24 protein-coding genes are annotated in these 21,965 nt (G+C 58.0%); 9 read left to right on the top strand and 15 right to left on the bottom strand.

Annotated features, from left to right (window positions below; all coding sequences use genetic code 11):
* The 3 genes from gluQRS to E5180_RS04550 form a co-directional block, all read right to left on the bottom strand.
* On the bottom strand, positions 1–837 hold the full coding sequence (gluQRS, locus tag E5180_RS04560; RefSeq protein ID WP_138923351.1) for a tRNA glutamyl-Q(34) synthetase GluQRS: 837 nt from the start codon (positions 835–837) through the stop codon (positions 1–3).
* Positions 834–2,186, bottom strand: a complete 1,353-nt coding sequence (gene trmFO / locus E5180_RS04555; protein WP_138923350.1) for a methylenetetrahydrofolate--tRNA-(uracil(54)-C(5))-methyltransferase (FADH(2)-oxidizing) TrmFO — start codon at positions 2,184–2,186, stop codon at positions 834–836. The genes gluQRS and trmFO overlap by 4 nt, the downstream gene beginning before the upstream one ends.
* 306 nt (positions 2,187–2,492) lie before the next feature.
* Complete coding sequence (locus E5180_RS04550) at positions 2,493–3,278, bottom strand: enoyl-CoA hydratase (protein WP_138923349.1); 786 nt, start codon at positions 3,276–3,278, stop codon at positions 2,493–2,495.
* A gap of 57 nt (positions 3,279–3,335) precedes the next feature.
* Here E5180_RS04550 and E5180_RS04545 point away from each other — a divergent pair, with 57 nt between their 5' ends.
* Positions 3,336–3,755, top strand: coding sequence for a PaaI family thioesterase (locus E5180_RS04545; protein ID WP_138923348.1), 420 nt, complete (start codon positions 3,336–3,338; stop codon positions 3,753–3,755).
* Positions 3,756–3,842: 87 nt separating this feature from the next.
* Here E5180_RS04545 and E5180_RS04540 read toward each other — a convergent pair whose 3' ends face one another.
* Positions 3,843–4,073 (bottom strand): DUF1127 domain-containing protein, encoded by a 231-nt coding sequence (locus tag E5180_RS04540; RefSeq protein WP_093732200.1) that lies wholly within the window; start codon positions 4,071–4,073, stop codon positions 3,843–3,845.
* Positions 4,074–4,171: 98 nt separating this feature from the next.
* Between E5180_RS04540 and E5180_RS04535 the strand changes: the two genes are divergently transcribed.
* From E5180_RS04535 to E5180_RS04520, 4 genes are all read left to right on the top strand, one after another.
* Positions 4,172–5,602 carry an aminotransferase-like domain-containing protein gene (locus E5180_RS04535; protein WP_138923347.1) on the top strand — a complete coding sequence of 477 codons (1,431 nt, stop codon included), beginning with the start codon at positions 4,172–4,174 and terminating at the stop codon, positions 5,600–5,602.
* A gap of 162 nt (positions 5,603–5,764) precedes the next feature.
* Positions 5,765–6,226 (top strand): 50S ribosomal protein L13, encoded by a 462-nt coding sequence (gene rplM, locus E5180_RS04530; RefSeq protein WP_093732202.1) that lies wholly within the window; start codon positions 5,765–5,767, stop codon positions 6,224–6,226.
* A gap of 2 nt (positions 6,227–6,228) precedes the next feature.
* Positions 6,229–6,729: a 30S ribosomal protein S9 gene (rpsI, locus tag E5180_RS04525; protein ID WP_093732203.1), complete on the top strand. Its 501-nt coding sequence runs from the start codon at positions 6,229–6,231 to the stop codon at positions 6,727–6,729.
* Between the two features lie 177 nt (positions 6,730–6,906).
* Positions 6,907–7,887 (top strand): LLM class flavin-dependent oxidoreductase, encoded by a 981-nt coding sequence (locus E5180_RS04520; protein WP_138923346.1) that lies wholly within the window; start codon positions 6,907–6,909, stop codon positions 7,885–7,887.
* 5 nt (positions 7,888–7,892) lie between these two features.
* Here E5180_RS04520 and E5180_RS04515 read toward each other — a convergent pair whose 3' ends face one another.
* The 8 genes from E5180_RS04515 to guaA all read right to left on the bottom strand — a co-directional run bounded on the left by E5180_RS04515 (position 7,893) and on the right by guaA (position 16,157).
* Positions 7,893–8,510 carry a TetR/AcrR family transcriptional regulator gene (locus tag E5180_RS04515; protein WP_138923345.1) on the bottom strand — a complete coding sequence of 206 codons (618 nt, stop codon included), beginning with the start codon at positions 8,508–8,510 and terminating at the stop codon, positions 7,893–7,895.
* Positions 8,503–9,372, bottom strand: a complete 870-nt coding sequence (ppk2, locus tag E5180_RS04510; RefSeq protein ID WP_138923344.1) for a polyphosphate kinase 2 — start codon at positions 9,370–9,372, stop codon at positions 8,503–8,505. Before ppk2 ends, E5180_RS04515 begins: the two co-directional genes overlap by 8 nt.
* A gap of 52 nt (positions 9,373–9,424) precedes the next feature.
* Complete coding sequence (locus tag E5180_RS04505) at positions 9,425–10,393, bottom strand: alpha/beta fold hydrolase (RefSeq protein ID WP_138923343.1); 969 nt, start codon at positions 10,391–10,393, stop codon at positions 9,425–9,427.
* Between the two features lies 1 nt (position 10,394).
* Complete coding sequence (gene metA / locus E5180_RS04500; RefSeq protein WP_138923342.1) at positions 10,395–11,327, bottom strand: homoserine O-acetyltransferase MetA; 933 nt, start codon at positions 11,325–11,327, stop codon at positions 10,395–10,397.
* Positions 11,328–11,408: 81 nt separating this feature from the next.
* Entirely contained in the window at positions 11,409–12,263 is an 855-nt protein-coding gene (locus tag E5180_RS04495; protein ID WP_138923341.1) for an ATPase, read from the bottom strand.
* 134 nt (positions 12,264–12,397) lie between these two features.
* Positions 12,398–13,513: an OmpP1/FadL family transporter gene (locus E5180_RS04490; RefSeq protein WP_254700528.1), complete on the bottom strand. Its 1,116-nt coding sequence runs from the start codon at positions 13,511–13,513 to the stop codon at positions 12,398–12,400.
* A gap of 144 nt (positions 13,514–13,657) precedes the next feature.
* Positions 13,658–14,521, bottom strand: coding sequence for a DMT family transporter (locus E5180_RS04485; RefSeq protein WP_171048896.1), 864 nt, complete (start codon positions 14,519–14,521; stop codon positions 13,658–13,660).
* A gap of 73 nt (positions 14,522–14,594) precedes the next feature.
* Entirely contained in the window at positions 14,595–16,157 is a 1,563-nt protein-coding gene (guaA, locus tag E5180_RS04480) for a glutamine-hydrolyzing GMP synthase (RefSeq protein WP_138923340.1), read from the bottom strand.
* A 198-nt stretch (positions 16,158–16,355) separates the two neighbouring features.
* Between guaA and E5180_RS04475 the strand changes: the two genes are divergently transcribed.
* Positions 16,356–17,894, top strand: a complete 1,539-nt coding sequence (locus E5180_RS04475; RefSeq protein ID WP_138923339.1) for a trimethylamine methyltransferase family protein — start codon at positions 16,356–16,358, stop codon at positions 17,892–17,894.
* A gap of 4 nt (positions 17,895–17,898) precedes the next feature.
* Here E5180_RS04475 and E5180_RS04470 read toward each other — a convergent pair whose 3' ends face one another.
* Positions 17,899–18,198 carry a DUF6477 family protein gene (locus E5180_RS04470; RefSeq protein ID WP_138923338.1) on the bottom strand — a complete coding sequence of 100 codons (300 nt, stop codon included), beginning with the start codon at positions 18,196–18,198 and terminating at the stop codon, positions 17,899–17,901.
* A 243-nt stretch (positions 18,199–18,441) separates the two neighbouring features.
* Here E5180_RS04470 and E5180_RS04465 point away from each other — a divergent pair, with 243 nt between their 5' ends.
* Both E5180_RS04465 and lipA read left to right on the top strand, forming a co-directional pair.
* Entirely contained in the window at positions 18,442–19,545 is a 1,104-nt protein-coding gene (locus E5180_RS04465) for a DUF6456 domain-containing protein (RefSeq protein WP_138923337.1), read from the top strand.
* A 115-nt stretch (positions 19,546–19,660) separates the two neighbouring features.
* On the top strand, positions 19,661–20,608 hold the full coding sequence (lipA, locus tag E5180_RS04460) for a lipoyl synthase (RefSeq protein ID WP_093732216.1): 948 nt from the start codon (positions 19,661–19,663) through the stop codon (positions 20,606–20,608).
* Positions 20,609–20,696: 88 nt separating this feature from the next.
* Here lipA and E5180_RS15680 read toward each other — a convergent pair whose 3' ends face one another.
* Positions 20,697–20,870, bottom strand: a complete 174-nt coding sequence (locus tag E5180_RS15680) for a hypothetical protein (protein WP_167354508.1) — start codon at positions 20,868–20,870, stop codon at positions 20,697–20,699.
* Positions 20,867–21,403 carry a hypoxanthine phosphoribosyltransferase gene (gene hpt, locus E5180_RS04455; RefSeq protein WP_093732217.1) on the bottom strand — a complete coding sequence of 179 codons (537 nt, stop codon included), beginning with the start codon at positions 21,401–21,403 and terminating at the stop codon, positions 20,867–20,869. Before hpt ends, E5180_RS15680 begins: the two co-directional genes overlap by 4 nt.
* A 67-nt stretch (positions 21,404–21,470) precedes the next feature.
* Here hpt and E5180_RS04450 point away from each other — a divergent pair, with 67 nt between their 5' ends.
* Positions 21,471–21,926, top strand: a complete 456-nt coding sequence (locus tag E5180_RS04450; protein ID WP_138923336.1) for a type II toxin-antitoxin system RatA family toxin — start codon at positions 21,471–21,473, stop codon at positions 21,924–21,926.
* The last annotated feature ends 39 nt before the right edge of the window (positions 21,927–21,965 follow it).

The following is a 21,965-nucleotide window of genomic DNA, read 5'->3' as shown; positions in this document are numbered from 1 at the left end:
CTAAAGCCCTATCAGAAAACGAATATCATCCGGTGACGCGCCGTCTTTCCGATATACAGAGATCGCGCGCGCATCGTCACGTTTTGCCAGTCTCTTGCCATCATCATCACGAATAAGATCGTGGTGGTGATAGCGCGGCGGGGTGTGACCCAGCAAATCCAACAGCAAAATCTGAACCTGCGTGAATTCAAAAAGATCAACGCCGCGGACCACGTGGGTGATGGTCTGGCGGATGTCATCAAGGGCCGAGGCGAGGAAATACGCTGCGGTCTGGATATCCTTGCGGCCAATGACAATATCGCCGATTTCATCCAAAAGTGTTACCGGATCAATGGGATGTACGCCGCAGTGCAGGGGCCCGTCTTCGATGAAACCCAGCCCAGCCGAAGCCTGGTCCAGCGCACGGTCCATATGAAGGCGGACGGCATCGCCGGCATCACGCTCCGCCATGCTACGCGCTTTGCAGGTTTGGGGATAAACCGTATGCGGCGCGCCTTCTTGCGGGGCTGCTAATGCGGCGGCGATATCCTTGCGACTGCACCTGCATGGGTATGTCAGGCCACGTGAAGTAAGTGCCTCAACACTTTGATTGTAAAAATAAAAATTCGCTGATTGCATCAAGGGAGGTGCATCCCACGTGATGCCAAGCCACGCCAGATCGTCCAGCGCTTGCGCCACATACTCCGGCTTTGACCGCTCCAGATCCGTGTCCTCGAACCGGAGGAGAAATCTACCTCCCTGTGCGCGCGCCATATCGTGAGCTACCAGCGCAGAATAGGCGTGCCCCAGATGCAGCGGCCCGGTGGGCGATGGCGCAAACCGGGTGCAAAAGCTCATGCAGTGGGGGCGCTGCTGTCCAGCCAGTCCTGCCAGTCGACTTTGGCGCGATCAGTATAAGCCTTATAGCGATCCTTGCGCCCGCGGCGTCCCGCTTTCAAGCCCTCTACCGGTGGGAACAGACCGAAGTTGACGTTCATCGGCTGGAAGGTTTTTGCATCCGCACCCCCGGTGATGTGAGTGATCAATGCGCCTGTCGCCGTCGTCGGAGGCGGCGGCGTTGCAGCCTCGCCGTTGATTTCAGCCACCGCAAGACGCCCCGCAAGCAATCCCATTGCGGCACTTTCAACATACCCTTCGACGCCGGTGATCTGGCCCGCAAAACGTACATTCGGCTGGCTGCGCAGGCGCATCTGATCATCCAGCAGGGTGGGCGAATTGAGGAAAGTATTCCGGTGAATGCCCCCAAGGCGGGCGAAGGAAGCATTTTCCAGCCCCGGAATCATCCGAAGCACCTCTGTCTGGGCCCCGTATTTCATCTTGGTTTGAAAGCCGACGATATTATACAATGTTCCCAGCTTGTTATCGCGGCGCAGCTGCACCACGGCGTAGGCTTTGGTGTCGGGATCATGGGGGTTGGTCAGGCCTACGGGCTTCATCGGACCAAATCGCAGGGTTTCACGACCCCGTTCTGCCATCACCTCGATCGGGAGACAGCCGTCAAAGTAGCCCGCGGTTTCGCCTTCTTTGAATTCGGTTTTATCGGCGGCCAAGAGCGCGTCGATGAACGCCTCGTATTGGTCCTTGGTCATCGGGCAATTGAGGTAAGCAGTGCGCTCCTCCTCGGTTTCGCCCTTGTCATAGCGCGACTGCATCCACGCTTTGCTCATGTCGATGCTGTCGTGATAGATAATCGGCGCGATGGCGTCGAAAAAGGCCAGCGCCTCGGCACCGGTTTGGGCTGCAATAGATTGCGCCAGATCACCCGAGGTCAGCGGGCCGGTCGCAATAATCCAGTGGCCGTCGCGGGGCAGGTCGGTGATCTCTCCGTATTCGACAGAAATATTGGGGTGCGCCATCAGCGCATCTGTCACCGATTGCGCAAAAGGATCACGGTCCACCGCCAAGGCGCCACCCGCGGGCAGGCGGTGCTTTTCCGCTGTGGCCATGATCAACCCGTTCGCAGCCCGCATTTCCCAATGAAGCAGGCCCACAGCGTTCTGTTCATCGTCATCGGAACGGAAGGAGTTGGAGCAAACCATCTCTCCCAATAGTCCCGTTTGATGCGCAAATGTGCCAACCTTTGGCCTCATTTCATGCAGCACAACCTGAATGCCTGCGTTTGCAGCCTGCCAAGCGGCCTCTGATCCGGCCATGCCGCCGCCGATGATATGGAGTGTATGTGTCATGCCTGCGATGTAGGGCAGGGGCTGGCGCGGCGCAATAGCCAGTGGTGTCTGCGAGGTGAAACATGGCTCAGGCCGCGGTCGACACAGCCACCTGAATTCATCGCATATCAAGGAGGGGGGATTTTTGGGGTCGCCGCTACGGGAACGGTCGGTCAGTGAGAGGCTGACCTGGAGGGACCTTCCGCCATCGGCGACCCAAAATCATCAAGGCAGATACCTTGTCTTATTTGTGCCACAAAAGCGCCTGAATTGAAAGCACGAAAATGTGAGCATTCTGCGGGGCTTTGGAAACAGTCTGTTTCTGTCCTACTGATCCCAGTCCGGCGCGCGTTTCTCCAGAAACGCAGCGATGCCTTCGGCGGTATCAGGATTAAGCATGTTCTCCACCATGACGTCGCCGGTATAGACGTAGGCCTGCGCAACCGGCAGGGCGAGCTGCGCATAAAACGCCTGTTTCCCGATCTTAACGGCCGTGCCCAATTTGTCCGCGATCTGCCGAGCAAGGGCAGAGGTCTCGGCCCTGAGCTGGTCCGGCGCAACGACGCGGTTGATCAACCCAAGCTCGCGGGCACGGGTAGCGTCGACAAACGCGCCCGTTGTCAGCATTTCGAACGCTTGCTTGCGCGGGATATTGCGGCTTAGCGCGACCATCGGGGTCGAACAAAAAAGGCCGATGTTCACCCCGTTGACGCCAAAACGCGTGTCGTCGGCCGCGACGGCCATATCACAGGTCGCCACCAACTGGCATCCTGCGGCGGTTGCGATACCGTGGACCTGAGCGATCACGGGCTGGGGCAGGGACTGGATGCGCGCCATGAGGCGGGCGCATCGGTCGAACAGATCCTTGAACCCCGCGGCCCCGTTATCGCGCGTCGCGCGCAATGCCGTCATCTGTTTGAGGTCATGACCGGCGCAAAATACCTTGCCCGCGCCGGCGAGGATGACAACCCTTATGTCGGGGCGATGCGCGATCTCGTCCAGGCGCGATTGCAACGCGGCCAGCATTTCGTCTGACAGCGCATTCAGCCGTGCCGGCGCGTTCATCGTTAACCGTGCTACCGCACCGTCACATTCCATTTCAACGATTGTCATCTTGCACCCCTCCCGCTTTTACCAGAGCCTAACCGCGACATATGAGGGAGGACAAGTATGCCGATCATGATGGATGCCGATGCGCTTTCGGTTTTTATGAAGGACGTGTTCAAGCAGGTTGCCGATGACTTTGCGATTGATCACGTGGGAGAAACAGATCTAACGACGCGCCTGCTGACCGCCGACCGCCACCTACGCCCCGGCGGGACCGTGTCGGGGCCATCAATTTTCGCGCTCGCGGATGTCAGCGCCTATCTGATGACACTTGCGCGGATCGGGCCAAAAGCGCTGGCAGTGACGACAAACTGCTCCATCGATTTTATGCGCAAGCCTGCGGCGAATACCGATCTGATCGCCAAAACGCGGCTGCTCAAGCTCGGTAAACTGCTGTCGATCTGTGATGTGCTGGTTTATTCCGACGGGCTGGACGACCCTGTCGCGCGGGCCTCGCTTACCTATGCGATTCCACCACGCTAATTGTATCACTTTTTGATTAGTACAATCGAAAAAAGGGCCGGTATATACCGGCCCGAGTGAAGAGGTCTGGACTGCGCCACAGGGACGTTACGCTTTCCAGAACACCCGAATAGACTCATCATGAGCCTGTCGCGGTGTGAGTCCCACGTCTGCCAACTGCCACGGCTCAAGCTGTGCGAGCGCTTTGCGGGTATGGCGACGCGATGCCATTTTCGTAACACAAACCGCAAATTTGACCGCTAGAACAGCAGCGAACGGCGTGCTGCGCTGGTTCAGGATCGCCACTGTATCGTGGGAAAGGGTCAGGGTCTGTGTCATGAGAGTCTCCTATTTTTAAATTGTATTGACACAATGTTACATTTTGTCGTAGTGAAGGGGTACAAAATACGATACATTTTGAAAAGGAAAACATTGTAATGGGTACAATTTGGCATCCCGAGCGCATTGATGGGCCAGGACCTAAATACAAAGCCGTTGTTACAATGATACGAAACGGCATCGCAAACGGTGGCCTGACGGCGGGTGAAAAGCTGCCCCCGGTCCGAGAACTGGCATGGAAGCTGGGGGTGACACCGGGGACCGTGGCACGGGCCTATACGATGTTGACTGACAGCGGGATGTTGCAGGCAGAGGTCGGGCGCGGCACGTTTGTTGCCCTGCCGCCCAAGAAACCCGACCGCAACAGCCCGATCGAAATGGATGTCATTGCCCACCATGTGCACCAGGGCACCAAGAATTACCCCGCCGACACCTATGCGGTGAATATGTTCTCGCCTCACTTACCCTCCGCGGGGCAGGCCACCTTGATCCGCACGTTGCTGGCAGAGGTCGCACAGGATCCGGCATCGGGTGTGATGCATTACCCAAGCCGTACCGGCGCCCGTCCTGCGCGCGAAGCGGTCGTCAAATGGCTGGCTGGGACACCGCTGGGGTCATTCACTGAGGCGGATGTGATCCTGTCTCATGGGGGTCAGAACGGGCTGTCGCTGGTGTTTCAATCCATTCTGCAAGGACGCCGGCCCGCCATCGCCATAGAAGCGCTATCCTACCCCGGCTTCCGACGGGCGGGGGAGCTTCTACGGGCTGATGTTATCCCGATCGCGATGGACAAAGACGGCGTGATCCCCGAAGCGCTTGATGAAGCGGCGCGAAATCATGACGTCCAGATCTTCTGCACCTCACCGGAAGTACATAACCCAACCGCCGGCTTCACCCCTGTCGCCCGCCGCGAGGCGCTGGTCGAGGTCGCGCGGAAACATGACATACAGATCGTCGAGGATGACTGCTATCGGATGCGGGTAGAGCGCGCGCCCACCTACCGGATGTTGGCGCCTGAACGCGGGTGGTATGTATCGTCGCTGGCTAAAACCCTAACACCTGCGCTGCGCATCGGCTTTGCTATTGGCCCGCGCCAGCGCACGCCTGATCTGCGTCGTGTGGCTGAATACAACTGCTTCGGCCTCGCGACCCCGCTGATTGATCTATGCGCAAAGCTGCTCGTGCATCCGGACATCGACGCGATTGCTGAAGGCACGCGACAGGGCTTTAACGCCTATGTGCAAAGCGCGGTCAATATTCTGGGCGGCTATGATGTGGCGTGGCGGATTAATGTGCCATTCTTGTGGCTGAGCCTGCCTGTTGGCTGGCGGGCAGGGGCGTTCTGTCAGGCGGCAGAGGGGCAAGGCGTGCAAATCCGGTCAGCCGAAGAATTTGTTTGCCGCGACGCCCGCGCGCCTCATGCTGTGCGCCTCGCGATCAACGCCGGCGTCGCGCTGCACAGCTTTGAAGATGCGATCATGCGGCTGCGTCAGCTGCTGGACTCCCCGCCAGAGCAGCTGAGCGTGTGATTTTTATGGGGTAAAATAATACCTAATTTGTAGGGCATTGTTTTTAAACATAAAAATAGCAAAAGCCGCGCTTGACGTGGCGAGGGGCATGGTTATAACCCAGCCATCAGATAGCGGGGTTCGGTTTCGGACCCTTTCACCAAACTAACGGGAATTCCCTCCATGAAAACCTTTTCTGCAACACCGGCAGATATCGACAAGAAATGGATCATCGTCGACGCTGAAGGCGTCGTCCTTGGTCGTCTTGCATCGATCATTGCCACTCGTCTGCGCGGCAAGCACAAGCCTTCTTTCACACCTCACATGGATTGCGGCGACAACGTCATCGTCATCAATGCCGAGAAGATCCAGATGACCGGCAAGAAGCGTGAAGAAAACTTCTACTGGCACACAGGTCACCCCGGCGGGATCAAAGAGCGCACCAAAGCTCAGATCCTCGAAGGTGCACACCCGGAGCGCGTTGTGACCCAAGCGGTCAAGCGCATGCTGCCCGGCAACCGTCTAAGCCGCCAGATCATGACCAACCTGCGCGTATACGCGGGTTCCGAACACCCCCACGAGGCGCAAAGCCCCGAGGTTCTGGACGTGAAATCCATGAACTCTAAAAACACGCGGAGTGCATAAGCATGGCTGATGAAATCAAAACACTCGAAGGCCTCGAAGCGGCCGTAACCGAGAACATCGGTGGCGTTCAGGGTACAGAAGTTGACATGACCCCGCGCGAGCCCGTTCGTGACGCGCTTGGCCGTGCCTATGCAACCGGTAAGCGTAAAGATGCGGTTGCCCGCGTCTGGATCAAACCAGGTTCCGGTAAAGTCATCGTAAACGGCAAGCCGCAAAACGAATATTTTGCACGCCCCGTTCTGCAGATGATCCTGGCACAGCCATTCACCATCACAGGCACCGACGGTCAGTTTGACGTTGTTGCAACTGTGAAAGGTGGCGGTCTGTCCGGTCAAGCGGGCGCGGTAAAGCACGGTGTTTCCAAAGCACTGCAGCTTTATGATCCCTCGCTGCGCGGCGCGCTGAAAGCGGCAGGCTTCCTGACACGCGACAGCCGTGTTGTTGAACGTAAGAAGTACGGTCGTGCAAAAGCGCGTAAGAGCTTCCAGTTCTCCAAGCGTTAAGCTTTACTTTACAGTATTTGGAAAAGGCCGCTCCGGTATGGGGCGGCCTTTTTCGTGTAAGCATGGGGCCAGCCGACCCTTCGGGGAGAGTTTATTTCGCAAAATGAAGCGGGCGAGGTGGTTTTGTTTTCAAGGCAGCGTGCTTAGGTAAAGGATACGTAAAAACGGAGCCCTCCCATGCGATTTTCAGTTCTTGATCTTTCCCCCGTGCCGGAAGGATCAGATGCCCGCCAAGCCATTGCAAACACAATTGATCTGGCGAAGCGTGCCGAGGCTGCAGGCTACCATCGCTATTGGATGGCAGAGCATCACAACATGCCAGGTATCGCATCGGCTGCGACATCGGTTTTGATCGGGCATGTCGCTGATCATACTTCGACTATCCGCGTCGGCGCGGGGGGGATCATGCTTCCCAACCACGCGCCCTTGGCCATTGCAGAGCAATTTGGAACATTGGCCACGATCCATGGTGACCGGATCGATCTGGGCCTTGGCCGCGCGCCCGGCGGGGATCAGGCGGTGTATCATGCATTGCGGCGTGGGATGCAGGGGGGCGACCGGTTCCCCGAAGATGTAGCCGAGCTGATCGGTTATTTGGGAGACGCCCCTGCCGGTGCACGCGTCATGGCCCATCCTGGACAGGGCACCCATGTGCCGGTGTGGATCTTGGGGTCGTCGCTTTATGGCGCACAACTGGCTGCGCATTTCGGTCTGCCCTATGCCTTTGCCTCGCATTTCGCGCCAGACGCGTTAGAGGATGCTGTGGCGATCTACCGCCGCGATTTCAAACCATCCGCCCAGTGGGAAAAACCGCATTTCATGCTCGCGGCGAATGTATTTGCTGCCGATACGGATGAAGAGGGAGCTTACCTGCGCACATCCATGCAGCAAGCGTTCGTGCGTCTGCGCACCGGCACTCCGGGCAAGTTGCCGCGTCCGGTCCGTGATATTGATGCCGAGGTCGGCGTTCAGATGCGGCAGGCTGTCGATCAGGCATTGCGCGTCACAGCCGTAGGTAGCCCCGAAACTGTGGTACGTCAGCTGTCTGATATGATTGCGAAATATCAACCGGACGAGCTGATTCTGACAGGGCAGATCCATGACCATGCCGCGCGCGTAAAGTCGTTCGAGATCGCGGCGAAAGCTCTGGCCGGATAAGCGGTTCAGTCGTCGGGGCCGATCAGGCCGAGGCCCCGAAGGTAAATGCCGATGCCGCTTTCCAGCAGTTCATCTGCCGGGAACGGTGACGCACGACCCGGGGAGTTGCGCGCAAAAAGTTCAACCACCCCGTGGCTCAGTGCCCAAATATGGGCCGAAAACATGGACGCGGGCGGGCGTTTTTCAATGGGGATATGCTGGCTCAGATCGCTCGCGGCCTGTTCAAGCACCCCACTGGCACGCGCCGCTGCAGCGGCCAGATCGGTGGTGCGGTTGACCGAGATGCCGCTTTCGAACATTGCGATGTAATGGCCAGGGTGATCGCGGGCAAATGCGAGGTAGGCACGGCCTGTCGCTTCGAACGCCTTTAACGCCGAGGGTTGGCCGGATTGATAAGCCGCCTCCATCAGTTCGGCAAAGATATCGTACCCTTGCAGCGCGCCTTCGGCGATCAGGTCTTCGCGGCCTTCGAAGTGGCGATAGACGGCGGCAGGGGTCACGCCCGCCTGCTTTGCGGCCTCTGACAGCGTGAACCCTGTGGGGCCGCGATCCTCGATCAGCTTAAGCGCGCCGTCGATGAGCGCCTGTCGGAGGTTGCCGTGGTGATAGCCGCGTTTAGGCATCCCAGATATCGGGGGCACCGCAAATTTGGTCGTCAATGGTACCAATCGCCTTTGGGTCTTTATCGGCGTAGTCAAAGGCATGCAGCACGGTACGAATGGCGGCCAGCCGCGCGCGACGTTTGTCGTCAGAGCGGATCACGGTCCAAGGTGTGCGGGCTGTATGGGTGCGCTGCAAAGTCTCTTTGATCGCGGCGCTGTATTCATCCCATTTTGCCAAGCCTTCGACATCGATCAGACTGAGCTTCCACTGTTTTAACGGGTCGTGTTCGCGGGCAAGCATCCGGCGCAGCTGTTCGCCGCGGCCCACATTCAGCCAGAATTTGAACAGATGCAGCCCGTCGTCCACCAGCATCTTTTCAAGCGGCACGACCTGTTCGAAAAACGCCTCTCGTTCGGCGTCGGTGCAAAAGCCGAACACCGGTTCGACAACGCCGCGATTGTACCAACTACGGTCGAAAAACACCATGTCGCCTGCCGTTGGCAAATGCTTGATATAGCGTTGAAAATACCACTGTCCGGCTTCGGTTTCGGTGGGTTTCGGCAGGGCTACCACATGGGCTGCGCGTTGGTTCAGATTATGACGGAACCGCGCAATGGTGCCACCTTTGCCTGCCGCGTCACGCCCCTCGAATATCATTGCGATGCGCGTGCCGGTGTCGCGGGCCCATGCTTGCAGTTTGACCAGTTCGATCTGAACGCGGTCCATTTCGCGGTCATACTGCTTGCGTCCCAGACGTTCGGAATGGGGGTAGCTGTTGCTGAGGATGTCATCCTTATCGGCGCGCTTGATCGCTTTGTTGATCGGCGCGGGGGCATCGTTTTCAAAAAAGGCGCTGATCGCACCATCAAAGGGCAGGTCCATGGGGGCCTCCTCAAAAATTCTGTTCACCCTAACTTATGGAGCGTTCTGCGCCCTAGCGCAAACCCGCACGTGCAGCCGCGCGGTCGATGGCCGCGAGGACCTCGGGTTGAGAGACATGTTGCGGCATATGGCCGATACCGGGCAGGGTGGTCAGTCTCGCATCGGGCAGTTGCGGGGTCGCAATGGCGGCGTGTACCTCTAGCGGGACGATGGTGTCTGCGTTCCCGTGGATCAGCTCTATCGGCATGGTCAGCGTGGCATACTGCGAAACCATCTTTTTGATCTCGGGCAGCAAAGTGTTTACCTGCTGCGCATTGGCGCGCATGGATGTCCGGCGAAGGGCCAGACCTGTGCCGATATGGTCATTATAGCCGTCGGGTGTATCTTGCGGCGCGAAGATGGCGTTGACACTGGCGCGGATGAACCCCTGGGGCAGAAAGGCGGTGACCAACGGGATCACGACGCCGGACCCAAAGGCAGACCCAGTTACTTTGTACTGCCAGCCAAGGTCACCCTCCCACGGCTCTGAGACACCAGAGACAAGCACCAGCGCCGCCGTTTCATCGGGACGCGAGAGGCCCCAAGCCAGCGCAACCGCCCCGCCATAGCTGTGGCCCAACACAATCGGCGAGGTCACCCCAATTCGGTCGGCGGCCTTTTGCAACAACGCTGCCTGCTCCGCCGGCGTGGCTGCCGTCGCATTCCATGCGCCAGCGTGTTGCGGCAGATTGCCTGTCCACCCGAGACCCGGGCGGTCAAAGAGGATCACGCGGTAGCGGTCGGCAAGCCGGTCCACCATATCAAAGGTAAAATCCCGCATGTTGCCAGAGGCCCCGTGGATCAGCACCAGATCCGGCCCACTGCCTTGCACCTTGGTATGCACGGTGACGCCGTCGATATCGATCAATTCGCCAGTCGGGGGGGAGGCGGCGTCCGCTGCGGCCTCGCGCGTGCTGGCCCGCCATTGCACCAAGATGACCAGCCCCAGCACAACCGCAATCATTGTCAGAATAAACAGCATGTTACGTCCCAAAAGGACCACGACCAATGTCGTTCAGGTCATAGTGGGTCGTCTGGTAGATCTCGTTGATCCAATTGCCGTAGAGCAGATGTGCGTGGCTGCGCCAACGATTCAGCGGTACCTGCGTGGGATCGTCGTCGGGGTAGTAATTGCACGGAACGTTGATCGGCGTGCCTTGGGCGACGTCTCGGTCATATTCGTCCTTCAGCGTGTCGCGGTCGTATTCTAGGTGGTTGAAAATATACAGCGCGCGGTGGCCGGCATCTTCAACGAGACAGGGGCCGACTTCCTTGCTGCCCAGCAAGGTTGTCAGGCTTGGCACCGCGTCCACCTCTGCTGCGCGCATTTCAGTCCAGCGGCTGACAGGCACCACCAGATCATCCGAAAACCCCCGCAGGTAGGGTGAAGACGGCTCAAGATTGCTGTGCCGGAAGCACCCGAACGCTTTATCTTCCAGCAGGTGTTTATTGATGCCGTGGAAATAATTGATCATCGCCATGCCGCCCCAGCATACGCCAAAGGTCGAATGGACATTGGTTTGCGTCCAATCAAAGACGCGGGTGAGCTCTTCCCAATAGGTGACATCGTCGAAATCAAGATGTTCGATCGGCGCGCCGGTGATGACCAGACCGTCGAATTTTTCGTCCGTGACCTCTTCGAAGGGACGGTAGAAGCTTTCAAGGTGGTCGGCGGCGGTATTGCGCGACTGGTGGTCCGACATACGGATCAGGCTGAATTCGATTTGCAGCGGTGTGGCCCCGATCAGCCGTGCGAACTGGTTCTCGGTCTGGATTTTCTTGGGCATGAGGTTGAGCAAGGCAATACGCAGCGGACGGATATCCTGACGCGCCGCCATTTCCTCGTCCAGCACCATGACACCCTCGCGCGTCAACACGTCATAGGCAGGCAGGTCGGAAGGCAGTTTAATCGGCATGTCAGTATTCCACGTCTTGGGTCATTGCTTGAATTCTCTGCGCCGCTTTTAGATAAGCGCCCGCGCAAAGGGCGCCAAGGGTCACGCGTCTAACGTCCCCGCGATCAGATCGATAAAATCTGCCTCTGTCCTAAGCTGGGCCACCTGATCAGCGGTCACAGTCACGCCCCAACGCGACATCGCCTCGTAGCGCGGCTGTCGATGGGCCAACGCTTGGGCATAGGTCCAGCGGATAAAGGCATCCGGATCGACATCATCCTCTTGGGAATTGTATTCTTTCAAATATTCCTGCCAGACACGAAGCAGAAACTCCGGCTGGTAGGCCATCGGTTTGGGCGCTTTGTCAAAACGGCGGATCAGCTCTTGGGTGTGGGCATCGTCGCCCTTGATCCAGACCGGCAGACATTCCGCCGAAAGCGTTTGCATCAGCGGATCATTATCGTCGTCGGGGTCCACCCATTCGCAGATCGATCCGCCGGTGTCACAGATGAAATGCGGGTACCCATACAGAATCTCGCCACGGCGGGCGAAGTGACCGGTGTCACGCAGCGCCGCGATCTCTGCCTGTTTGAACGCCTCTTGCCGCAACGCATATTCCGTCATGGGCAACCCGCCCTTGGCCGGATCACCGGGTTTGCCCAACCAGGTGGCGACAGGCGACAGGTTATCAAAGGTGATGTTGGACCCGATATAGATACTATCGCTCAGCAACAGATCGCGCAGGAAGGGCACCTTCATCGCCTCGGCCTTGGCGTTATCTGCGATGGTTTCGCCCAAGTAGCGGGTGCCAATCCGGTAATCGATGGAATAGTGGAACCAGTCGCCCGACTGCCGCAACAAATGCGCCATATGCGTCTTGCCCAGTCCCGACATGCCAAAGACCAGCACATGTTTATGCAGCGCAGCACGCCACGCATCGGCAGAGGGGTAAAGCATCGGTCGTCATCCTTGGAACGTCTTGTTTCGCAATGAGTACCGCAGCCAGACACAAGACGCCAGTGACCGCATTCCCACGAAAAAGCCCGCCACAATGCTGCGGCGGGCTGATATCGGGTTCGGTGTGGTAGGGCTTAGAAAGTAAAGCCGACTTTTACGCCGATTGCGACGGCATCATTGTCTTCGAAGACCGCTGCTGTTTGCCCGCCCCCGAGCGTTGTTTCCGCATCGCCGATGTTGATGTAACGGATGCCCGTTGTGATCTTCATGCTGTCGCGGGTATAGGTCGCTGCCAGACCGAGGCTCTTGTTACCATCAGTCGGGCCGAGGTTGCTCGAGAAACCACCGTTGGATTTTTCATAGCCAGCAACTGCGGCGACGGACCATGTGTCGTTCAGACGGCGACCGACACCTAGGCTGTAGGTATAGACGTCATCTTCGTAGCTCAGCAGCTTGCCGCCACCAGTCAGCCTTCCATAATCGTTTGGCGCAATCTCGAACGACGACCAGTCAACCCACCGGACACCACCGAAGACAAGCGTGTCTGCTGCGACACCAGTTTGAAACTCGAGGTTGACGGACTGAGGGGTCTCAACCTTTGTCTCTGTTACATTAGACCCGAGAACTGAATTCTCGGATGTTCTGACATCGTATTTGATCTTGGAGTTATAGGTCAAAGACACACGCAGCGCGATCTCAGGTTTTTCATAGGCAACACCGGCGACATAGCCCAAACCAGTATCACGGTCGCCATCGACGCTGTAGTTCCCAATGAAAGGGATGGCAGCGCTCGCTTCGATTGTCTGGACACGAATACCGCCGTGGACGCTAAAGTTATTCGGCATTTTGTACCGCAGCAGGCCTGTCAGCGCATTACTGTTGAACTCAGCATTTGCCCCTTGGGCAAAATAGCCAGTGCCCGCTGGATAATCCACATCAGCGCCAAAGGGCTGGTCATAGATGATTGCATAGGAAAGCTGATCATTGATGTCGGCCTTGTAGGCGGCACCAAAGGTAAAGAAGTTGTCCGTCATGTTGCCGGAATTCGCACCCGGCGTCGGCGCAACAGCAGACCGAGGCCCTGCACCAACACCTGACGTGTCAGGCGACACCGACCCGAGGCTAAACTCAGCATAGCGGCCGCTCTCAAACAAGGCCGTGATCGACTGACCAGACCTGTCGATGCCACCCGCGTACACCGTGGATGCGCTGCCCAACAGGGCTGCCATTGCGATTACTCGATACATCATCGTAGAATACTCCTCCCCAGAAGCGATGCAGCCACGGGGTCGCGGCTACAAGTTATAGAGCAACTGAACGGCAGGGTGCGTCAATCTGTCAATTCTTGACCAAGGGGAAGCCAGCGAGGCTGTCGCAAAACTGTTGCAGTTTCGTTACGCCGTACGCCGGGCTTCGACCCAAAGGTTCAAATAATTGCCTGCGAAGATAATCGCGCCACCGATGAAGACCCAGATATCCAAGGCCTCGGCGTAAAGCAGCATCCCGATCACGGCAATCAAAGGCAGGCGGACGAAATCTATCGGCACGACCACCGTCGCGGGCGCAATGGAAAGCGCATTGGTCAAACAGAAATGCGCCAAGAGCCCCGCAATCCCGATCAACAACAGCAATGGCATCTGTGCGGTATCCGGCACCGCAATTTCCCCATCATAGCCGGCCATGACCACCCCAAAAACCAGCTGCGTTACCGTCAGATAGAACAGGATGCAGGTGATCGTCTGCGTACGCGTCAGACGTTTGGTCAACATGATCGTCAGCGCAAAGAAGATCGCCGATGAAGCGGCGGTAATCACCCCCGCGTTCAGGCCGGCAATCGTGGGGCGCGCGACACATAGGATGCCAACAAATCCAAGCACCGCTGCCAAGGCCCGCACTTTGGTCAGCCGTTCGCCAAGGATAAAGGGTGACAGCACGATCACCCAAAGCGGAGACGTGAATTCAAGCGCGAACACCTGCGCCAGCGGGATCACCGTGACCGCGTAAAACCACAGGTTTTGGCCAGTAAAATGCGCCAGATTGCGCCCGATCTGTATCCCGAAGTTACGCCGGTTGATCTGCCCCCACGTGCCGTAGAAACTGGCCAGCGTAAAGACGGTGATCACCCCGACCAGCGATCGGTACATCATAATCTCGAAGGTATCGAGGTGGCCGCCAAGCTCGCGCCCGGCGACCGCCATCGCAGAAAACGATGTGATCGACCCCATCATCCACGAAGCCGCCCTAAGCGTCGGGGTCATGGTCTATTTTCCAAATGGAAAAAAATCCCCGCCGGAGGCATCTTCGTCATGCGGCCGATCAAAGCCATTCAGATCATTCCCATTCAATGGTCCCGGGAGGTTTCGACGTGATATCGTAGGTCACACGGTTGATACCGGGGATCTCGTTGATGATCCGCGTCGCTGTCTCGCCCAGGAATTCATGGGTGAACGGATAGTAATCCGCAGTCATCCCGTCGACGGATGTCACCGCGCGCAGTGCACAGGCAAAATCATAAGTCCGGCCATCGCCCATGACACCGACGGTGCGCACGGGCAGGATTGCCACGAAGGCCTGCCAGATATCATCATAAAGCCCGTGTTTGCGGATTTGGTCGATATAGACCGCATCGGCTTCGCGCAGGATGTCCAGCTTTTCGCGGGTGATTTCGCCTGGGCAGCGGATCGCGAGGCCTGGTCCAGGGAAGGGGTGACGACCGATAAACGACGGCGGCAGACCCAGCTCGCGTCCCAGCTCGCGCACTTCGTCCTTAAAGAGTTCGCGCAAAGGTTCGACCAGTTTCAGCCCCATCTTTTCGGGCAGACCGCCGACGTTGTGGTGCGATTTGATCGTGACGGATGGACCGCCCGAAAAGGACACGGATTCAATTACATCCGGGTAAAGTGTACCCTGCGCCAGGAAGGTCGCATCGCCGACGTCTTTGGCGTGTTTCTGGAACACGTCGATGAACAGCTTGCCGATGATCTTGCGCTTGGTTTCCGGGTCCGAGACGCCGTCAAGCTGGCCAAGAAAAAGCTCCTGCTCTTCCGCGTGGATCAGCGGCAACTTATAGTTGTCGCGGAACATGGTCACGACTTCTTCGGCCTCGCCCTTGCGCAGCAGGCCGTGGTCCACAAAGACGCATGTCAGCTGGTCGCCGATGGCTTCGTGAATCAGCACTGCAGCGACAGAGGAATCGACCCCGCCGGACAAACCACAGATGACCTTTTGATCGCCGACCTGTTCGCGGATCGCCGCGATGGCTTCCTCGCGATAGGCGCTCATTGTCCAGTCGCCCTTGAAGCCCGCGAGACGGACAAAGTTTTCGTACAGGCGCGCGCCGTTGGGGGTGTGGTGGACTTCGGGATGGAACTGCACAGCGTAGAAGTTGCGCGAAACGTCACCGGTCACCGCAAAGGGGGCATGCGGCGAAGTGCCATAGACTTCGAAACCGGGGGCGATGGCGCTGACGTGGTCGCCGTGGCTCATCCAGACTTGTTCTTTTTCGGTCAGGAACCAACCCTCAAGCAATTCAAGACGTGCCTCAGAGGGTGTCACATAGGCGCGGCCGAATTCAGCGGTGCCGTGGCCCCGTTCAACCTTGCCGCCCAGACAATGCATCATCACCTGCTGGCCATAGCAAATGCCGAGGATCGGCACGCCAAGGTCGAACACGGATTGCGGTGGCATCGGTGCACCTTCGGCAAAAACCGAAGATGGCCCCCCGGACAGGATCACCGCCTTGGGCGCAAAATCCTTGAGGAAGGCATCATCCACCGTGTTGAACGGGTGGATTTCGCAGAACACATTGAGTTCACGCAAACGGCGGGCGATCAGCTGGGTGACTTGGCTGCCGAAGTCGATGATGAGAAGGCGGTCATGGGAGATATCTGTCATGCAGACTGATTATGGGCGGATGGCCTGCGTGGCAAGAGTGGAGTGGGGGCCAGCCCCCAGACCCCCGGAGTTTATTTCGCAAAATGAACGGGCGGCGGATCAGGATGTCGGTTTTTGACCTCTAAGGCCGTAATCCGCGTAAAGGCCGCTGCGCGAATGGGGTAGCTAGACCTCAGTTTTGGCGAAAAGGAATACCTCATGGCGGAATCAGCAAGACGCGGGCGCGGTGGTGGCGGTGCAGCACGGCGGGCAGCGCGGTCGGCGGTGTCGTTCGAGACAGCAAAGTACATCGAACGCAACATTCCCAACTATGAGGTGCTGACCGAAGAAGCGCTGGAGGTCATTGAATATAATGCCGATACAGTACTGGAAGAAATCGGCGTAAACTTTCCTGACAACCCTGAGGCATTGGCGCTGTGGCGCGAGGCCGGGGCCGATGTGACCGGCGACCGTGTGCGTATTCCACGTGGGCTGGCGCGCGAGCTGTGCAAGACCGCTCCGTCGCAATTCACCCAACATGCCCGCAATCCCGCCCGAAACGTCGAAATCGGCGGGCGCAATCTGGTGCTGGCGCCGGTCTATGGCCCCCCATTTGTGCGCGATACCGCCGGTGGCCGTCGCTATGCAACGATGGATGATTTCAATAAATTCGTGAAGCTGGGCTATATGTCCAAATGGTTACACCATTCTGGCGGCACAGTCTGCGAACCCACGGATGTGCCCGTGAACAAGCGCCATCTGGATATGTTGCACGCGCATATGACGTTGAGCGACAAACCGTTCATGGGGTCGGTGACTGAACCCAGCCGTGCTCAGGATTCGGTGGATATGTGCAAGATCCTGTTCGGGGCCGATTTTGTCGACCAGAACACGGTCATGACATCGCTGGTCAACATCAACTCGCCCCTGACCTTTGATGACGTGATGATGGGGGCGCTCAAGGTTTTTGCCGAGAACAATCAGGCGTCGATCATTTCGCCCTTTATTGTTGGCGGTGCGATGGCGCCGGTTTCCGTCGCCGGGACGCTGACGCAGGTTCTGGCAGAGGTAATGGCCGGCATCGCCTATAGCCAACTGATCCGCAAAGGCGCACCGGTGATCTTTGGCGCGTTTGTGACCTCGATCGACATGAATTCGGGCGCGCCAACCTTTGGGACGCCGGAGGCCGCGCATATCACCTATGGTGCGGGGCAACTGGCGCGGCGGATGAACCTGCCGTTCCGGTCTTCGGGGTCGTTCTGCGGGTCAAAGCTGCCCGATGCGCAAGCCGCGTACGAAACAGCCAACAGCCTGAACATGGGGCTGCTATCGGGTGTGAACTTTATGCTGCACGCCTGCGGCTGGCTGGAAGGCGGACTGGTTGCGTCGTTCGAGAAGTTTGTAATGGACGCCGACCAATTGGGCGCTTTGCACCATCTGGCGCGTGGCGTGCAAATTGATGAAAATGCGCAAGCAATGGACGCGATCCGCGAAGTTGGTCCCGGTGGGCATTATCTGGGCTGCGCCCATACCCAAGCCAACTTTAAGGAAGCGTTCTGGAAATCCGATCTGCTGGACTACAAGCCGTTCGAGACATGGTCGGACGAAGGCGCGCGCGATACGCAAGCACTGGCGGCGGCGCGGGTTGAAAAGCTGTTGGGCGACTATGTGCAGCCCGAGATGGACCCTGATACCCGCGCGGCGCTGGATGCCTTTGTCGCCGACCGCAAGGCAGCCGAACCCGACAGCTTTATGTAGGCGGTCAATCAGGCGCGCTGCGCGGGGTGGCGCGCAAAAGCTCTGCTTCGGCGACGATCGCGATCATAACTTCGATATGACGGACCAGGTTATAGCCTGCGTCCGTCTTTTTACGTCTGGTGTTCAGGTCTGCTTCGATCTCGATCAGTTGAAACAGCGCGACGGCGCTGCGGGGTAGGACGGTGCGCCCAAGAATACGACGCAAGATTGGCCCGCGCCGATACCCCCCTTTGCCAATATTAGCCGCACGAACAAGAATGGCAGGGCGGTGGATGTTGGCGAGCCGCGTTATAATATCTTGCATGATTTCATATCCTTGAATGACCTGAAGCCCCGAATAGACGCGGCCTAACGCACCAAGGATTCCACCCAAACCACGCGTGTTGCGCATCGGGACCACTCGCCGTGCGACGTGGTTACAAGTGTTTACCATTTGGAAACAATTATGGGGTTGGACCACATATATTAACAAATCCATAACCAATTAACCTTTTGCTACTGTGGATAAATCTGTGGATATCCACACTGCTTTTGGAAAGGACAGAGCATGACGCAAATACTGAATACACGACCAGACGGGACCGGATTGCCGGGATGGGTGCCCGACGCCGCGCGGCATTACCTGTCTCATATAGAGATGGGGCACCCTATTCGGGCGTTAGCGCGATCTGCGGAATGCCATGCCTCGACGATTTTGCGCCAGATCCGTCGGCTGGAAACGCGGCGCGACGATCCGCTGGCGGATGATGCTCTGGATGTTCTGGGGCAGGTCAGCCGCTGTAAAACCCACCCCATGCAGGAGCCCGTTGCGATGAACAACAGTGCACAACCGATGATGCCCGATGATGAAACCCTGACCAGCGAAGCACAGCGGATCTTGCGCCGTTTATGTGAAACCGGTGCCCTGCTTGCTGTTGCTGCTGAGATGGACAAAGGCGTCGTGGTGCGCAGCGGGCCTGAGGGCGCGCAGACGCGCACGGCAGTCGTGGATCGCTGCGTGGCCCAAGCGATGGCGTTGAACGGCTGGATCGCCACCGATGGCGAAGGGCGCATCTTGCGCTATCACATCACAGCTGCGGGACGGAACGCGCTAGAGGATATGCTGGCAAAGGCGACGCCAGAGGCACTCGGGACCGGGTTTGACGAGGAACAGACATCTTTCGCCGCGACACCACCGCCTGCGGGAGCCCTCCAAAAGAACGCGCGGCGATTGCGCTATACGCTGGCGGAAAGCCCCTTGGCTGCCTTGGCCCGCCGTCGCGATGCTCACGGCGCGCCGTTCCTGTCCGATAATCTGGTACAGGCAGGCGAACGCCTGCGTGAAGACTTCGAACTGGCGCAAATGGGCGAGGCCGTGACCCAGAATTGGGACCGGTTTCTGGCACCAGGCGGGCAGGGGGACAGCGTCTCGTTTGAGGGCAGTGCGCCCTCTGCGGCGCGGGCACGCGTCGGATCAGCGCTTGCAGATCTGGGGCCGGGACTGTCGGACATTGTGCTGCGGTGCTGCTGTTACCTTGAGGGATTGGAGACCGCTGAAAAACGCCTTGGCTGGTCTGCGCGATCTGGCAAAATTGTGCTGCGCATTGCGCTTATGCGGTTGCGCAAACATTATGTCGAAACGCTTGGACCCGGCAGCGCCATGATCGGCTGACCAATGGGCTGCAAATCGTGACGACACGCAAGGCTGCCCTGCGCATGAGAACTCCCTCTTTCATGCGCCGCGCGAAGCGACTACATAAGGGGCGTATCCCCAACGGAGCCTGATCATGCGAGACCTGAAAATCCCCGAGCAGCGCCACCCTGAAAAGGCCCGACGCCCCGATAATCCACAGCCAAAAAAGCCGTCGTGGATTCGGGTAAAGGCACCGGGTGGCAAGGGGTATGCAGATACCGCCAAGATCATGCGCGAGAACAAACTGGTCACGGTTTGCGAAGAAGCAGGCTGCCCTAACGTCGGCGAATGCTGGTCGCAAGGCCACGCCACCATGATGATCATGGGTGAGGTTTGCACCCGCGCCTGCACCTTCTGCAACATCGCCACGGGGCGCCCGCCAGAAGCGCTTGATATCTTCGAGCCCGGGCGCGTCGCCGATGCGGTGTCAAAATTAGGGCTGAACCATGTGGTCATCACCAGCGTCGATCGCGACGATATCGAAGACGGCGGGGCAGAGCATTTCGCACAAACCATCCGCGCCGTGCGCAAACGGTCGCCGGGCACGACGATCGAGATTCTCACACCCGATTTCATCCGCTGTGACCCAAAGGTGCTCGAAACCGTGGTCGAGGCGCGGCCGGACGTGTTTAACCACAATCTGGAAACGGTCCCCGGCCTGTACCCCGAAGTCCGCCCCGGTGCGCGGTACTTCCATTCGCTGCGTTTGTTGCAACGGGTGAAGGAGCTCGACCCGACCATGTTCACCAAATCCGGCATCATGGTGGGCTTGGGCGAAAACCGTCAGTCCGTGATGCAGGTTATGGAAGACATGCGCGCGGCAGATATAGATTTTCTGACCATTGGGCAGTATCTGCAGCCGACGCCAAAGCACCACGCAGTAGACCGGTTTGTGCACCCTGACGAATTCGCCGCCTATGAAAAATCGGCCTACGGCAAGGGGTTCTTGATGGTGTCTGCGACGCCGTTAACACGGTCCAGCTATCACGCGGGAGACGACTTTGCGCGCTTGCAGGCGGCGCGGTTGGCGAAGCTGGGTTGAAGATAAGGGGCGCTGCCCCTCAAACTCACACCCGATAATGAGGGGCGCTGCCCCTCAAACTCCCGGGATTTTTTGCCATTTGGAAAAGTCAGAAGGGTTTCTTGATGCGTTCGGTTGTGGCCCATTCGGGCCAGTAGCCAAAGTATTCCGCGCCAAAGATCAAAGCGCCGGCCAGTACAACCGCAAAGACAAACTTGACGCGACTGGCCGAGGGCGGATTTTGCACCCAACGTCTCATGCGCATCAGCCATGCGATGTTCATGTGAAGCGGACCTTGCCGATAAACGGCTGGTTGCGGTCGCGCTGTGCGTAATCGATGCCATACCCCACGACAAATTCATCGGGAATTTCAAAGCCGATCCAGTCGGCCTTCATGTCCACCTCGCGGCGGCTGGGTTTGTCGAGCAATGCGATGGTTTTCAGCCGCGCAGGTTCACGCGACAGCAGCAGATTGCGTACGTGATGCAAGGTGTGACCAGTGTCCACGATATCTTCGACGACCAATACGTCACGACCTTCAATTGCGCCGCGTAAGTCTTTGAGAATACGGACTTCCCGCGTGCTTTCCATACCATCGCCATAGCTGGACGCTTCTAGGAAATCGACTTCGATGGGCAGGTTTAGTTCACGCACAAGATCAGCGATGAATACGAAGGACCCGCGCAGCAAACCGACAACTGTCAGCTTTTCAGTGCCTTCGAATTCGGTCTGAATTTCACGGCACAGGGTTTCGATCCGCGCGGCAATTGCCTTGGCCGAGATCATTTCGTCGATGACATATGGTCGCGTTGTCATTGGTTTTACCTTGAAAAAGGAGGAGTTAAGATTTCATAAGGGCTAACTTCATGACAGATGGAAATCAATGCCTACCCATTCAGAGACCCGCGAGCTGCCGTATACCGCCCAACAGATGTATGATCTGGTGGCCGATGTGGCGTCATACCCCGAATTTTTACCTTGGACCGCCGCCGCGCGGATTAAAAGCCGCGAGGACATGGGCGATCACGAGGTGATGGACGCCGATCTTGTCATCAGTTTCAAGGTGTTTCGTGAACGGTTCACCAGCCGCGTTGTCCTGTGGCCAGAAGCCAGAAAGATCGACACAGAATATCTGGACGGCCCGTTCAAGTATATGAAGTCGAACTGGGGGTTCGAGGACATCGGCGACGACAAATGCAAGATACATTTCTTTGTCGATTTCGAATTCAAGAATGCGATTTTGCAAAAGATCATCGGTGTCGTATTTAACGAGGCGATGCAGCGGGTGGTGCGCGCATTCGAGAAACGCGCCGCTGTGCTATATGGCGCGGGGGCATAGCGCCGCCTGAAACGACAAAGGCCCCAAGAAGGGGCCTTT

Origin of the sequence: Sulfitobacter sp. BSw21498, assembly GCF_006064855.1 — a bacterium.
Taxonomy (GTDB): Bacteria; Pseudomonadota; Alphaproteobacteria; order Rhodobacterales; family Rhodobacteraceae; genus Sulfitobacter.
This window is presented reverse-complemented; position numbering and strand designations above follow the sequence as displayed.

What these genes read in the sequence shown, in the direction of transcription:
- gluQRS (WP_138923351.1), bottom strand. Translation starts at nt 837, where the DNA reads ATGAGCTTTTGCACCCGGTTTGCGCCATCGCCCACCGGGCCGCTGCAT.
- trmFO (WP_138923350.1), bottom strand. Translation starts at nt 2,186, where the DNA reads ATGACACATACACTCCATATCATCGGCGGCGGCATGGCCGGATCAGAG.
- E5180_RS04550 (WP_138923349.1), bottom strand. Translation starts at nt 3,278, where the DNA reads ATGACAATCGTTGAAATGGAATGTGACGGTGCGGTAGCACGGTTAACG.
- E5180_RS04545 (WP_138923348.1), top strand. Translation starts at nt 3,336, where the DNA reads ATGCCGATCATGATGGATGCCGATGCGCTTTCGGTTTTTATGAAGGAC.
- E5180_RS04540 (WP_093732200.1), bottom strand. Translation starts at nt 4,073, where the DNA reads ATGACACAGACCCTGACCCTTTCCCACGATACAGTGGCGATCCTGAAC.
- E5180_RS04535 (WP_138923347.1), top strand. Translation starts at nt 4,172, where the DNA reads ATGGGTACAATTTGGCATCCCGAGCGCATTGATGGGCCAGGACCTAAA.
- rplM (WP_093732202.1), top strand. Translation starts at nt 5,765, where the DNA reads ATGAAAACCTTTTCTGCAACACCGGCAGATATCGACAAGAAATGGATC.
- rpsI (WP_093732203.1), top strand. Translation starts at nt 6,229, where the DNA reads ATGGCTGATGAAATCAAAACACTCGAAGGCCTCGAAGCGGCCGTAACC.
- E5180_RS04520 (WP_138923346.1), top strand. Translation starts at nt 6,907, where the DNA reads ATGCGATTTTCAGTTCTTGATCTTTCCCCCGTGCCGGAAGGATCAGAT.
- E5180_RS04515 (WP_138923345.1), bottom strand. Translation starts at nt 8,510, where the DNA reads ATGCCTAAACGCGGCTATCACCACGGCAACCTCCGACAGGCGCTCATC.
- ppk2 (WP_138923344.1), bottom strand. Translation starts at nt 9,372, where the DNA reads ATGGACCTGCCCTTTGATGGTGCGATCAGCGCCTTTTTTGAAAACGAT.
- E5180_RS04505 (WP_138923343.1), bottom strand. Translation starts at nt 10,393, where the DNA reads ATGCTGTTTATTCTGACAATGATTGCGGTTGTGCTGGGGCTGGTCATC.
- metA (WP_138923342.1), bottom strand. Translation starts at nt 11,327, where the DNA reads ATGCCGATTAAACTGCCTTCCGACCTGCCTGCCTATGACGTGTTGACG.
- E5180_RS04495 (WP_138923341.1), bottom strand. Translation starts at nt 12,263, where the DNA reads ATGCTTTACCCCTCTGCCGATGCGTGGCGTGCTGCGCTGCATAAACAT.
- E5180_RS04490 (WP_254700528.1), bottom strand. Translation starts at nt 13,513, where the DNA reads ATGATGTATCGAGTAATCGCAATGGCAGCCCTGTTGGGCAGCGCATCC.
- E5180_RS04485 (WP_171048896.1), bottom strand. Translation starts at nt 14,521, where the DNA reads ATGACCCCGACGCTTAGGGCGGCTTCGTGGATGATGGGGTCGATCACA.
- guaA (WP_138923340.1), bottom strand. Translation starts at nt 16,157, where the DNA reads ATGACAGATATCTCCCATGACCGCCTTCTCATCATCGACTTCGGCAGC.
- E5180_RS04475 (WP_138923339.1), top strand. Translation starts at nt 16,356, where the DNA reads ATGGCGGAATCAGCAAGACGCGGGCGCGGTGGTGGCGGTGCAGCACGG.
- E5180_RS04470 (WP_138923338.1), bottom strand. Translation starts at nt 18,198, where the DNA reads ATGCAAGATATTATAACGCGGCTCGCCAACATCCACCGCCCTGCCATT.
- E5180_RS04465 (WP_138923337.1), top strand. Translation starts at nt 18,442, where the DNA reads ATGACGCAAATACTGAATACACGACCAGACGGGACCGGATTGCCGGGA.
- lipA (WP_093732216.1), top strand. Translation starts at nt 19,661, where the DNA reads ATGCGAGACCTGAAAATCCCCGAGCAGCGCCACCCTGAAAAGGCCCGA.
- E5180_RS15680 (WP_167354508.1), bottom strand. Translation starts at nt 20,870, where the DNA reads ATGAACATCGCATGGCTGATGCGCATGAGACGTTGGGTGCAAAATCCG.
- hpt (WP_093732217.1), bottom strand. Translation starts at nt 21,403, where the DNA reads ATGACAACGCGACCATATGTCATCGACGAAATGATCTCGGCCAAGGCA.
- E5180_RS04450 (WP_138923336.1), top strand. Translation starts at nt 21,471, where the DNA reads ATGCCTACCCATTCAGAGACCCGCGAGCTGCCGTATACCGCCCAACAG.